The organism is Azospirillum sp. RU38E (genome assembly GCF_900188385.1).
Taxonomy (GTDB): Bacteria; Pseudomonadota; Alphaproteobacteria; order Azospirillales; family Azospirillaceae; genus Niveispirillum.
This window is the reverse complement of sequence record NZ_FZOI01000013.1, coordinates 18352-30484: the sequence shown is the minus strand read 5'-3', so window position 1 is coordinate 30484 and position 12133 is coordinate 18352. Positions and strand designations below refer to the sequence as shown.

Annotated in this window: 15 protein-coding genes; 2 read left to right on the top strand and 13 right to left on the bottom strand. The window is 62.8% G+C overall.

The features are described 5' to 3' along the window. Position 1: 1 nt before the first annotated feature. From CHB97_RS18535 to CHB97_RS18485, 12 genes are all read right to left on the bottom strand, one after another. Positions 2-712 carry a tail assembly protein gene (locus CHB97_RS18535; protein WP_089289497.1) on the bottom strand — a complete coding sequence of 237 codons (711 nt, stop codon included), beginning with the start codon at positions 710-712 and terminating at the stop codon, positions 2-4. After that, on the bottom strand, positions 709-1422 hold the full coding sequence (locus CHB97_RS18530) for a Mov34/MPN/PAD-1 family protein (RefSeq protein ID WP_089289496.1): 714 nt from the start codon (positions 1420-1422) through the stop codon (positions 709-711). The genes CHB97_RS18535 and CHB97_RS18530 overlap by 4 nt, the downstream gene beginning before the upstream one ends. Positions 1423-1467: 45 nt before the next feature. Further along, entirely contained in the window at positions 1468-2244 is a 777-nt protein-coding gene (locus CHB97_RS18525; RefSeq protein ID WP_160106004.1) for a phage minor tail protein L, read from the bottom strand. Continuing rightward, the gene (locus tag CHB97_RS18520; RefSeq protein WP_089289494.1) at positions 2241-2585 is read right to left on the bottom strand and encodes a phage tail protein; all 345 of its coding nucleotides are present in this window, start codon (positions 2583-2585) and stop codon (positions 2241-2243) included. The genes CHB97_RS18525 and CHB97_RS18520 overlap by 4 nt, the downstream gene beginning before the upstream one ends. A 9-nt stretch (positions 2586-2594) precedes the next feature. Then, the gene (locus CHB97_RS18515; RefSeq protein ID WP_089289493.1) at positions 2595-5348 is read right to left on the bottom strand and encodes a hypothetical protein; all 2754 of its coding nucleotides are present in this window, start codon (positions 5346-5348) and stop codon (positions 2595-2597) included. Beyond that, a complete protein-coding gene (locus CHB97_RS18510; protein WP_089289492.1) occupies positions 5348-5674 on the bottom strand; it encodes a hypothetical protein in 327 nt (108 codons plus the stop codon). The genes CHB97_RS18515 and CHB97_RS18510 overlap by 1 nt, the downstream gene beginning before the upstream one ends. Beyond that, positions 5640-6086, bottom strand: coding sequence for a hypothetical protein (locus CHB97_RS18505; RefSeq protein WP_089289491.1), 447 nt, complete (start codon positions 6084-6086; stop codon positions 5640-5642). Before CHB97_RS18505 ends, CHB97_RS18510 begins: the two co-directional genes overlap by 35 nt. Positions 6087-6158: 72 nt before the next feature. Further along, a complete protein-coding gene (locus tag CHB97_RS18500) occupies positions 6159-6356 on the bottom strand; it encodes a hypothetical protein (protein WP_089289490.1) in 198 nt (65 codons plus the stop codon). Positions 6357-6462: 106 nt separating this feature from the next. Then, a complete protein-coding gene (locus CHB97_RS18495; RefSeq protein WP_089289489.1) occupies positions 6463-7407 on the bottom strand; it encodes a phage tail tube protein in 945 nt (314 codons plus the stop codon). 6 nt (positions 7408-7413) lie between these two features. After that, on the bottom strand, positions 7414-7572 hold the full coding sequence (locus tag CHB97_RS26490) for a hypothetical protein (RefSeq protein ID WP_160106002.1): 159 nt from the start codon (positions 7570-7572) through the stop codon (positions 7414-7416). A gap of 666 nt (positions 7573-8238) precedes the next feature. After that, positions 8239-8703 carry a hypothetical protein gene (locus CHB97_RS18490; RefSeq protein WP_089289488.1) on the bottom strand — a complete coding sequence of 155 codons (465 nt, stop codon included), beginning with the start codon at positions 8701-8703 and terminating at the stop codon, positions 8239-8241. 215 nt (positions 8704-8918) lie between these two features. Beyond that, positions 8919-9530, bottom strand: a complete 612-nt coding sequence (locus tag CHB97_RS18485; protein WP_089289487.1) for a hypothetical protein — start codon at positions 9528-9530, stop codon at positions 8919-8921. Positions 9531-9809: 279 nt separating this feature from the next. Here CHB97_RS18485 and CHB97_RS18480 point away from each other — a divergent pair, with 279 nt between their 5' ends. Both CHB97_RS18480 and CHB97_RS18475 read left to right on the top strand, forming a co-directional pair. Beyond that, positions 9810-10613: a hypothetical protein gene (locus CHB97_RS18480; protein WP_089289486.1), complete on the top strand. Its 804-nt coding sequence runs from the start codon at positions 9810-9812 to the stop codon at positions 10611-10613. Positions 10614-10690: 77 nt separating this feature from the next. Then, positions 10691-11185, top strand: coding sequence for a hypothetical protein (locus CHB97_RS18475; RefSeq protein WP_143271011.1), 495 nt, complete (start codon positions 10691-10693; stop codon positions 11183-11185). Between the two features lie 460 nt (positions 11186-11645). Here CHB97_RS18475 and CHB97_RS18470 read toward each other — a convergent pair whose 3' ends face one another. Then, entirely contained in the window at positions 11646-12053 is a 408-nt protein-coding gene (locus CHB97_RS18470; protein WP_089289484.1) for a hypothetical protein, read from the bottom strand. Positions 12054-12133: the final 80 nt, after the last annotated feature.

The window sequence follows — 12133 nt, the reverse complement described above, 5'->3', positions numbered from 1 at the left end:
ATCAACGGGCGTCGTAACCGTTCCAGCCGTCACCCGGCAGAACGATGTCACTGTCAAAGGTGCGGATGCTTTCACTGTCGATCCCCTGGGAAACGACGGTGCTGTCGGTGATGAATTCGCCATAGACCAGGGGAACGGCACCACCCTGGGTCGAGACATTGCCCGGCCCGTTGAACAGAAAGCTTTCGTTGCGGTCGCGCGCCTGGGCAACCTTGGGGGTCGGCGCCAGCATCTGCGACACCCCGCCCAGGGCCATCATGCCGCCCATCACGGCAATCTGGCCATAGCTGATACCCAGAAGGGCGGTGGAACCCCAACTGGTGGCGGTGGTCACCCCGACCATGGTGGCCTCGCCGCCCACCATGGCGGCCGTGCCGCCGGTCATGATGGCGGGGGCCGCCCACCAGGCGGCGGCGATCAGCGCCACGCCCAGAATGACCTTGCCGGCGCCCCGGCCGCCGCCGGCCAGCGCCGGCACGATGTGCAGTTCATTGCACCGGCCCAGCCCCAGCCCCAGCAGTTCGCTGTCCACTTCCAAGCCGGTATCCATATCGCCGGCAACAATCTGATAGGCGCCATCGCGCACCGTCGGCCAGAAGCCGGGCAGGTTGGCCCCCAGCGCGCGGAAGGCTTCCAGCGGCGTGTGGATATCCAGGGTGAAGGGGCCGCCATAGCTGTCTGCCAGCGCCCCGTGAAGAATGACCGTTTTCATCCTGCGTACCTCAAGGCCTTTTTCACATAGCGCATCCAGGGATAGATCGATTCCCGGCGGGACAGCCGTTCCTGAAGGTGGTGAAAGATCAACCCGCCCTCCAGATAGATCCCGCCATGGTTCAAACAGGGCGCCCGCACCTGGCCCAGCACCACATCGCCATGCGCCAGATCCTGCAACGGCACCTCCACAAAGCCGGCTTGCGGGAAGCCGGTCTCGTACAGGTTGCCGCCATCTGCCCACCATTCATGGTCGCGCGGGAAATCCGGCAGCCGGATGCGCCGTTCCTGCCAGTACCATTTGCGGATGGCGCTGTAACAATCCTGCACCCCGTGGATGAATTCAGCCCCGATCAGCGGTTCATCCAGCCGGAAATCCCCCCACCAGAGCAGCGATGAAACCTGTTCGCCATCGGTGCTGACCAGGCCCCAGGGCACGGCGCTGGCCATTTGCTGGCGCATGTCCTGGGCGCTGGGCACCGGGTGGTGCCGGCCAGCAATATGGCTGTGGACAACCGCTTCCACCGGCCCATGCCGCAGCTGGTCTGCGGGGGCCATGGCGAATTGATCTTCCGGTTCCGGGTGGATATTGGGCACCGGCACAAAGCTGCCGCCGGTGATGATGCCGCAGGCTTCCTGGGGATAACAGGCCAGCACATGGGCGTTGAAACGGTCGATCTCGGCGCGGGCGAGCGTGCACGGGTCAAACATACGGGCCTCCTGTGCGCCGTATGTTATACGAACACGCCGGGGTGGTCACGCCTTAATGCGGGCCACGCCGGGGAAGGCGCGGGTGGGCAGCACGGCGTCATCACCGAACCGCCGCTTGCAGCAGGTGGTCAATTGTTTGCTGGGCCGGTCTTCGGCCGGGTTGCTGGTGGGCGTGCCGTCATAGGTGAAATATTTGTTGCCGGCATAGGGGCAGCTCGCCTTGCTGTTATCAAAGCTGCCGGCCTGGGCGTCCCAGCGGCGGTATGTGTGGGTGCAGGTATCGCGGAACACCTGGCGCGCCGGCAGCATCCGGCTTTGATAGCTGACGCTGGGCGACAATTCCCATTCGATGGTCACGCCATCGGATACCACCTTGCGTTCGACATAATAAATGTCGGGCATCAGCACAGCATGGGGGTCGGCCTGCGCCCCGCCATCCAGAAAATGGGCAAAGGTGCGCAGGCGGGTCAGCCGGGCGCCGATCAGATCATCATAATCATTCACCAGCGCATTGAAGACGGTGTTGATCAGGGAAACCGTCAGGCGCGGGGTTGGCACCGATCCCTGGCCGGAATATTCAAAACCCGATGCCTGGATCGCCACCGGCGGGAATTCATATCCCCGGAATTTGACGGGGGCGGTTTCCTCGCTGTCGGCGCAGAACCGTTCCACGCCCAGCCCGAAGACGCCCATATCCAATTCATACAGGTGGACGCGGCGACCGGGGGTCAGCCGCTGGCTGTCGGCGCGCAGGGCGGGCGGCACCTGATGGCGCGGCTGCTTGTCATGGTACGGGTCGGTGGCGTGGGTCTGGTCGGTCATAGGTCGAACACCTTGGTCAGGCTGGCATTGATGTTCCACAGGCCGGGCGTTTCCAGCGTGCGCGTCCATTGCGCGATCATCCAGCGCACGGCCCCTGTGGTGCCGGGCAGGGTATAGGTGAAGGCGCTGCCATCGCTGCGGGCCTTGAAGAAGCCCTCGATGGCGTCGGCCTCCACGGCCGTCAGCGCGCTCCAGGAAAGGCTGGTGCTTTGCTGAAGGTTGTTGATGCCGTCGGCGATGCGCTGGCTATAGCCGTCACCGAACTGCGCCACCGACAGGCGGATGGTGTTTTCGACAGAAAAGCCGACATTGGGCGGCTGGGGCGGCGCGAAGACGGTCATGGGTCTGCCTCAGAATGCGCGGTTGAAGGTGCCCCCGTAGCGGGACTCCTTGGTGACCAGGTCATAGAAACGGGCATCCACCGCATCGCGGACGGATTTGCCCACCATGCGGGCATAGGCTTCATCATCGGTGCGGTTGCCGCTGCTGCCCTGCACGGTGATCGGCATGTTCACCACCATGCCGCCACCACCGCCGGCGCCGCCATGGCGGGTGGTTTCCACGCCCAGGCGGCCATTGGCCAGGCGGCGCAGCGGCATGATGGCTTCCGGCCCCGCCTCGCCCATCAGGCCGACCCCGCCCTTCATCGGGAAATAGGTCGGGCCGCCCACCACGCCGCCGCTGGCAAAGGCGGTGACCGGCGTGCCCCCGTCAAACGCGGCGCCATTGGCCGCGAACAGGGTGGGCAGCAGGGTGCCGCCATTCAGCCCCATCGCGTTCAGCAGCGGGTTGATGATGGCCATTTGCATGGCCGCCTTGACGATGGAGTCGAACACGCTGAGCGCCACATTCTTCAGGCCCTGCAAGGCGTTTTCCCCCTTCATCAGGGAATTGACCAGCGTATCACCGACGCTGTTCATGCCATTTTGGAAAATACCTTCGAAGGTGGAGAGAACCTTCTGGGAATTTTCATAGGCCGCCGTTGTCTCTTCAAAGGCCTGGCGCTTTTTCTTGAAGTCCTCGATGATGTCTTCCAGGGTTTTGCCTTCCTGGCGGTAACCCTTGTCCCAGGCGGCCTGAAGCTCCAGCCGGAATTTGTCCAGCTCGGCATCCTGTTTTTTCTTCTTGGTATATTCTTCCAGGGCCTTGCGGCCCTCCTTCATGGCGTGTGTCTGCTCATCCAGGTCACTGCCCTGGCGCAGCACCGTGTCGCCTTCCTTGTTGACGGCGGTTTGGGCCTTGGCATAGGCCTTGTCCTTGGCGTCAATATAGCGGGTCTGCAATTCCAGATTGGCCTGGAATTCCTTCGATCCGGCCGGCAGCGCATTCAGACTTGTTTCCAGCGCCAGCAGGGTCCGCAGGAACGGCTCAACTGCCTTTTCGGCATCGGTCAGATTGTTCAGGCTGGCGGCGTCCAGATCATCCTGCGCCTTTTTCAGGATGGCCTGCGCGTCTTTCAATGCCTGATCATCAGCCGACGGTTTGGCCGTCTGCGGGCCCGATTTGGGCTTGTTACCCGCCTTGTTTTCCGCAGGTGGCGTAATGCCCGGCTTGGCACCTTCCAGCATGGCGATGTGGCCGCGCAGGTTGGAGATTTCAGCCATCTCCTTATCCATGCCCCGCCCGGCGGCGACATTGCGGATGGCCAGCGTGGCATAGCGCGCCTGGGCGCCATGCACCGTATCGACACCTTCGCCCATTCTGGCGGTGGGGATGTTGGAGATTGTGGGCTTCGGGTTGTTCTTCTGGGCTTCCACCTGGGCCCGGAAGCCCGCCGCCCATTGCTTTCCGGCTTTCCCCTCCAGAGACTCCATCTCGCGCTGGGCTTGAATGCTGTCATTATATTTGGCGGCATAGGCCTGCTCGCGCTCGGCCAGCGCGGCGCGCATGGTCGCGGCAGCCAGATCCTTTTTCGCCTGCGTGACACCCTTCAGCGTGCCGGTGAGGGGGTCATAGGTGTTGGCGACAAGGTCTTGCGCCTCTTTCAACGCCTTTTCGGACTTTTCCGCCTCACCCACCTCCATACGATAGGTAAGATAGGCGCCGGCCACCAGACCGATGGCGCCGATTACCAAACCGATCGGGTTGGCGGCAGCGATGGCATTGAAGGTGCCCATGACACCTGTGGCCAGACGAATACCGCTGACCAAATTGGCGAAGCCGGTCAGAACCTGTGCGCCAAACAGGGCGGTAAGGCCGCCCAGCACCACAGGAAGATGCTCGGCGATCACTTGCAGGCCTTCATGGGCCAGCTCGGTCGCTTGCGTCAGCAGATAACCCAGGCTTTCGGCCAGAACGTCGGAACTGCCCGCTGTGTCAGAGAACCAGTTGGCCAGATTGCTGACGGCGTCAGCCAGTCCGGCGCCGCCAATCTTGTCCAGGAAGATTGCTACATTGGTGCCCAGCCGTTTCAGGGCACCATCCAGGGTCTGTGTCTGTTGCCCTATGCCACCGGCAAAATTGGTCTGCCCGATATTCTGCAGGGCGGCCACCACCGCCTTGCTGTTGTTCGCCACCGTGGTGGATATGCCATTATAGCTCAGGGTGACCTTGTCGCCCTGTTGGGTGGCCTTGATGCCGAAATCCTTTAATCCGTCAAAGTTGGATTTGGCGGCATCAGCGACGGCGCCGACATATTTTTCCAGGGTCGTGCCCATGGCGGCAGCGGTGTCGCCATAGATTTTCAGGCTGTTGGCACCGGCATCCAGCCCGCTGGATTTCAGCTTGACGAAGCTTTTCGTCACGTCATCCACGGTGAATGACGAGTCAGCGGCAAATTTTTTCAGCCGGGTGAACTCATCACTGGCCAGGGCTGTGGACCAGATGACCGGTGACAGGGATTTCTGCATCCGCTCGAAGCTGACGCTGGTATCCAGCACGTTCTTGACCATGCCGCGCAGGTCCAGCTTGGCCACGGCGCTGGAAAAGGCCTGCAACCCCTTCTCGGCAATCTTTATGGTGGCGGCTAGGCCTTTGACCTTGTCGTCGGCGCCGTCGGCCTGTTTGCCCATTTTTTCCAGCTGCTGGCCAATGGCCTTCAGGGCGGCGACGGTATCATCCATGAACTGCTGGGTGAAAGCCTGCCCGGCATTGCTCGTGCTCATCAGCCGCCCCTTCTTGTCGTCATCTCGGCTTCGGCATCGGCCTGGGCCATGTCAATTATCTGCATCAGATCGCAATACACAGCGGGCTGGTCGATCCAGCTTCCGCTCTCGATAAGGTGGCCTTTGGTGAACCAGCGATAGGCTGTGAATACCGCCGCCAGGGCCTCCGGCTGGTCCAGAAGCGGGCGCTTTGGGCAGCGCCGCGCTTCCTCGCCATCAAACTTTATCGGGATCAGCGCATCAGCAGCGCAACCCCATTGCGCCTTCCGCAGATCGGTGCAGGTGGCGCAGTCACGCTGCGGTAGCAGGCTGATCGCCAGCACCACCCGACGGAGAGACCTGGTCGGTCCTTGTCACCGTGTTGAAATCGCGGATGGCATTGGCCAGTTCCATCCGCAGGTCACCGGGCACGGCCGTCAGGCAGGCATCGGTGGGCACTTTGGTGCGGATATTGCCGTCCAGCTCCTCGCGGGTTTCAAAGGCCAGCGGCTGGCCCGTGCCGGCATCCAGCAGGTTTTCCCAGCCCTTCAGGCCCCAGCGCAGCATTTCCAGGCAGGTGGCATGGGCGCTGAAATCCATCTTCAGCTGGCCGCCGCCGGGCATTCCTTCGAACCGGGTCGCCTTGTCATTGATGCGCGCCAGAATGCGCGCCGGGATGACGCCCAGCACAAAGCGGGTGGCCGCCGGCGTGCCCTTGTCGGGGTCGCTGTCGGATTCATGGATCCGGGTGCTGTCCATGCGTAATGCGGTAATGGCCATCGTTCTGCCTTTTCTGCTGTCGACGGTGGGGGTCTGTGTGGGTGGGTGGTTTCAGGCCTTGTCGGCCAGCATCCGGGTGACCACGGCGCCCGGATGCTGATCGGCCAGCCGGTTGGCGCTGCCTTGCGACAGTTTCACGCCAACCACCTGGCGGCATTCACCGGCCGCGGGCTCGCCGGCCGTTGCTTCAGGAGCAGGGGTCGGGGCGGGCGCCTCGACGAGGTAAACCTTGATCTGGATGCCCGCCATTGTGCCCCCCTGCCGGTCCCTTTGCTGCTGGCCCACGCTGGTGGGGCTGCAATCAGCCCCGCCAGCGTGGGCGGTTGCCAAGGGTCAAACCCTCGGCGGCCTGGTATCACTTCAGGGTGATTTTCAGTTCGTCATTGCCGGTGTTGCGGTTCAACACGCAGCTGACCTGATAGGCGCGGATGGTGTTGCGGTTCTGGTAACCCAGGGCGGTGTACTGCACCTTCGGGGCATCGAACTGCACGGAATTGCCCGCACCGCCATTGATCAGCGCCGTCATGGCCACTTCGGTGCCGCCGGACATGCTGGCCCAGAACGGGTGCGTGGCTTCCAGCACCATTTCCGGGTCAAAGCCCATGGTCGGCGCACGGGCAGAGATGAACAGGCCCTGGAAACCAGCCGCCGCATTCACATTGTCGCGCTGGGCAACCGTGTTGGCCATGGCCAGGCTGAACTTGCTGATCACCAGCCCGGTATTGCCCGCCACGCTGAAACCGGCATTTTCGATGATCGGCGGATCGATCGACTGTTCAGACGGGGAAACCGTGGGGAAGGCGGCCGGCGTCGGATCGGCATAATTACCGGTGAAGGTAAAGGTGAAATGGCCCAGGCCACCCGCCGTGCCTTCGAACGACCAGTCACCCTGACAGCCCGTCAGCTTGTGCAGCAGGCCGTCATAATAGACATACAGGGTCGCCGTCGTCTGGTTGACGGTGGCGGGGGTATATTCGATGCGGCGCGGGGTGTTGACGATGGTTTCCGCCATGCCGCAGGCACGCAGCAGGCGGCCCAGCATCGGCACCGTATTGGCAAAGGCGGTGGCGCCATTGCCGCGCGCTTCATGCTTGAAGGTCACCTTGGCCAGCTTGCGGCCCGGACGCTTCTTGAAGTTCGACAGGTCCAGCGACGACATCGGCCGTTCGATGAAGGTGATGTCGGCGCTGAACTGCGGATCATCAACCAGCAACAGGTCGGCATCGGTGGGGTTGGCATCAACACCCGGCGTGGTTTCAATCTTGAACGCGGCAAGGGCGCGATCATAAAGGATGGGCATCTGCGATTACTCCTTGGACAGGACGCGACGGCCATCCGGCAGCAGCGTGTAACTGCCCCCGTGACCGGCCTTGAAAAGTTCGTCACCCGCCAGCAGCGCGTCGGCTGCGGGCGGCGGTGCCTCGGCGGCTGGCGCCACCGCCGGGGTCTTGGTCTTGACTGCCATGGCAAATCTCCGGGTGCTGTGACATGAATTTTATACCAGCACAGCAAGGCGCTCGCAAGATGGCGCTGCGTGTATGGGGGAACGCAAAATCTCCCAGGATCGCTCACGATCCAGGCCGGCGGTCGCCGGCCCGCGCCCGCGTGGGCGCGTAAGCCAAGGCGGCGGATGCCGCCGCCCGGCGCCTGAGGGAACAAAAACCTCCCTGCATTGCTCACGATCCAGGCCGGCGACCGCCGGCCCGGCGCTTGGTAGCGCCGTAAGCCAAGCCCGCGGATGCGGGCGCCCGGCGCCTGAGGGAACAAAAACCTCCCTGCATTGCTCACGATCCAGGCCGGCGACCGCCGGCCCGGCACCGCGTGGTGCCGTAAGCCAAGCCCGCGGATGCGGGCGCCCGGCGCCTGAGGGAACAAAAACCTCCCTGCATTGCTCACGATCCAGGCCGGCGACCGCCGGCCCGGCACCGCGTGGTGCCGTAAGCCAAGCCCGCGGATGCGGGCGCCCGGCGCCTGAGGGAACAAAAACCTCCCTGCATTGCTCACGATCCAGGCCGGCGACCGCCGGCCCGGCACCGCGTGGTGCCGTAAGCCAAGCCCGCGGATGCGGGCGCCCGGCGCCTGAGGGAACAAAAACCTCCCTGGATCGGTCACGATCCAGGGAGACTAAACCCTATCCCAGGCGCGGATCGTGCTTGGCGTGCCGGTACAGAATGTCCAGCAACAGGGTGCCGGAACCATAGCCGGTGAAACGACCGGTGCTGTCGATCTCGTTTCCGGCCTCAGTGCAGTTGATTGCAACGCCGCCCAGGGTGAAATCACTGCGGAAGGCGCGCTGAATGTCACCCAGCACGGCGTTCATCCGGTCGGCCCGCTGGTCGCCGGTGCCATACATGACATGGAATTCCACATTCACCCGCAGGGTGCACTGATCATGGTTGACCAGGCGCAGCTTGGTTTCCGTCTTGTCCAGCACGGCGGCAACGGCCGCCTTGCCCTTCACCAGCCCATCATCCAGCACTTCACGATAGATTTTGGTGAAGCTGATGCCATAGGGATCATCGGCGGGCTGCCCGGCCTGAAGCCGTTCCAGAACGGCCTGCACGGCCTTGATGATACGCTGGCGTTTGGTTTCCATCACGGGGGCTTCCCTGAAAGGCGGATGTTATACCAATCTTCCTGGGTCGTGACCGATCCAGGAAGATTTCGCGTTCCCTCAGACGCCGGGCGCTGCCTCCGGCAGCTTGGCTTCACGGCGCTACCAAGCGCCGGGCCGGCGGTCGCCGGCCTCTCTTCCTGGGTCGTGACCGATCCAGGAAGATTTCGCGTTCCCTCAGACGCCGGGCGCCCGCCTTAACGGATCGGCCGCAGGGCAGAGGGGCGATAGCGCAGCTGGCCGGCCAGGATGTCCTGAAGCTGCTGCGCCATCAGCTTGTAATCCACGGCCCGGTCATGATCGCGGAACAGCGGATGGTTTTGCAGGCTGAGCGTGACATGCAGCCGGGCCGCATCGGCCAGCCAGCCGGGCAGCAGATCGGGATCGGCATAGACATCATCCAGCGTGTCAATGCCGGCCGCATAGGTGACCCGCACAAACCGGTGCTGCACGGCCCCATCCAGCAGGGTCAGCAAGCCCTTGTCATAGTTCAGGGATTGATAGGCATTGGCCACCGGCTGCGGGCTGGTGAACAGCAGGTCGTCCGACCATTCCACCAGCACCGGCTTGTCCGGCCGCAGCAGCCCGCGTGACAGGCATAGTTCCACCTGGGCCAGCCGGCCCTGGGTGAACAGGCGATCGATGTAGAAAATGTCCTGCTGCTGCGGGCTGAACGCAAACGGGGTGCGCAGCTCGGTGGCAAGGCGGGAACTGGCGGTATCCAGGGCGGTGCCGATGGCATCGTTGAACGGCTTGGCATCGTCCACGCCCAGGGCGGCGCGAATGGTCTGTGGCGTCAGCAGGCGCATATCCAACCCTGTCAGATGAAATGATGGTGGCCGATATGCCCCCGGACAGGCCGCATATCCATGACACCCATGCCAGCAGGCTATCGTATATCTATTATACCATCAAGTGCAATTAACTGCACTGAAGGGGCCGCCAGCCCCTGCCGGCGGGCGGGCGTGCGCGCTGACAGCGTTTGAATTTTGCGGAAATCGGCGTAGAATCCGGCCGAACGCCGCCTGTTGCTTGTGCATAGGGTATGGCGGGCGGGCGTTTGGTGAATGGGTTTTCGGTGGGGTGCGATGGCCGACCAACTGCAAAGCGGTCAGATAAAGCTGAGGGTGCATGGCGCGCCGGACACGAACAGCCGTGTCCGCGCCGCTGTTTTCGCACGCCAGCTTGCCGCCCTGGTCAAGGCGCTGGAAACGGCGGACAGAATCGCCAATGGCGGTATGCGGTTTGATTATGTTATCGCCGAACTGAAGAATGAAAGCGCATCGGCCACCCTGACGGAAGTGGTGATGTCCAAGCGCCCCCGCCAGAAATCAGGCGCGGATGTTCTGGGGGCGACAATCGCCGGGATCGGCGATCTTGATCGCGCCGTGCTTGAACAATATGGCGCCTGCCTGCCCCATATTGCCGCCATCGCGCGCGGTGTGGCAGAAGAATTTTCCCATACGGACCTCAGCATCGGGGGGTTTAAGCCCTTCCGGGTCGATGATTTCTTTCTGAAGCAGGTGGTCCGGGCGCAGACCATCGCCACCCCGAAGCCGCAGCGCCTGTATCGCGGCGTCGCCATCGGCACGTTCGATGGCACGATCAAGGAAGTGGATCTGCGCGGCGATACCCCCCGCCTGAAGCTGATTCTGCGCGCCGGCGGCCGGGAGATTGACTGCGTTTATGTTGGGGCCACGTCAGAGCAGATCCGGGAGATTCTGGACCGCCGCGTCAGCGTGGAAGGCCGCGCCCATTATAATGGGACAAGCGGCCTGCCGGAACGTATCGAAATTCTGCACTATAAGGAAGTGAAGCCGCGTCCCGATATGCTGCGCTGGCAGGGGCGTTTCAATAATCTTATTGCTGCTGATTGGGATGGCGCCGCCTGATGCCTGATTTACGCAAAGCACTATTCTGGGATTCTTGCGTATTTTATCGATATCTGACCCAGACGCCGCCTGAATATGTGGCCGACATCGTGCAATATATCCGGGATGCCCAGGCCGGCCAGATCGATATTCTGTTTTCAACGATCACCCTGGCGGAGATACGGCCAAGCGCCTTGCGGCAACGCGGCTTTGACCATATCGATGATTTTTTCGATGATGTCAGCGGGGTCTTTCTGCCGATCGGCCCCACGCCAGAGATCATGAAGCGGGCCGCCATTTTGAAAGACCGGCGATATCGCCACGCCCGCAAAGACCCCAGACATATCGGCACGCCCGATGCCATCCAGTTGCTGACCTGTCTTCATGCCGCAGAAGACCTTGGATATGAAGAGGTGGTTTTCCACACCTTCGATAATGGCGGGGGAAAGGGCTGGGAAGGAAAGTGCGTGCCGCTGCTGTCGTTTGAGGAATGGACGGCCGGCTGTGAGGATGAACCGCTGGTCGGGAAAGTGGCGGCCATGACACGCAGCCTCCCGCTATATCCTCAACCCCTGTTGCCGGATATGGTTTAACATCAAGGGGCATGGGACATGCCCCTTGAAGGCCGGCGACTGCCGGCCCGCGCCCCCATGGGCGCGTAAGCCAAGGGCGCGGATGCGCCCGCCCGGCGTCTGAGGGAACGTATAAGGGGCATGGGACATGCCCTTTGAAGGCCGGCGACTGCCGGCCCGCGCCCCCATGGGCGCGTAAGCCAAGGGCGCGGATGCGCCCGCCCGGCGTCTGAGGGAACGTATAAGGGGCATGGGACATGCCCCTTGAAGGCCGGCGACCGGGCAAAACAAAGCCCGGCGGGGCGAACCCGGCCGGGCTTTGAAAAAGGGGGGAAACGGGGCGAGGAAACGAGAGACCCGGTTCCCCCCTTTTTGGGCCTGCGGATGCGCCGTCACGGGGTCTGACGTGGTGCGCATCGGCGGCGGGCCGGCCCGAAGGCCGGCCGTCAGATCGCCGGGCGGCAGTCACCGGCGATCTGGTTCAGGCTTCTGCCGGCTTTTCCAGCAGATAATCCAGGGTCAGATAATCCTGTACCGACAGCACGGTCACGCTGGCCAGGTCTTCTTCTGACAGCAGGCTCAGATGGGCGTCCAGGTCAATATTCACCAGTTCCAGCATCTTGGCCGCATAGGTCTGCGGGTCTTTCAGGCTGATGTTGGTCTTGGCTTCATCACTGAAAACGAAATCGCCCTTTTCATCCAGCTCGGCCGTATCGGTCAGGATGGCGCGTTCCTGCTGCTGAAGCGTTTCGATATGGGCGCCCAGTTCGCGCAGGTTGCGCGCCATCTTGAAGCCCAGGCGCGGCGAGGCCTTGGGCTGATTGCGCAGCTTTTCCAGCGCCGGCAGGGAGGCGCGGAGGTCAGCGACCTTCAACGTGACAACAGACATGGAAGCATCCTTTCAGGGTTGCTGTGAAAGCGGTGCCGGCGGCGGCTGCCGGGCCGGGAAACCGATGGCTGCACGATTCG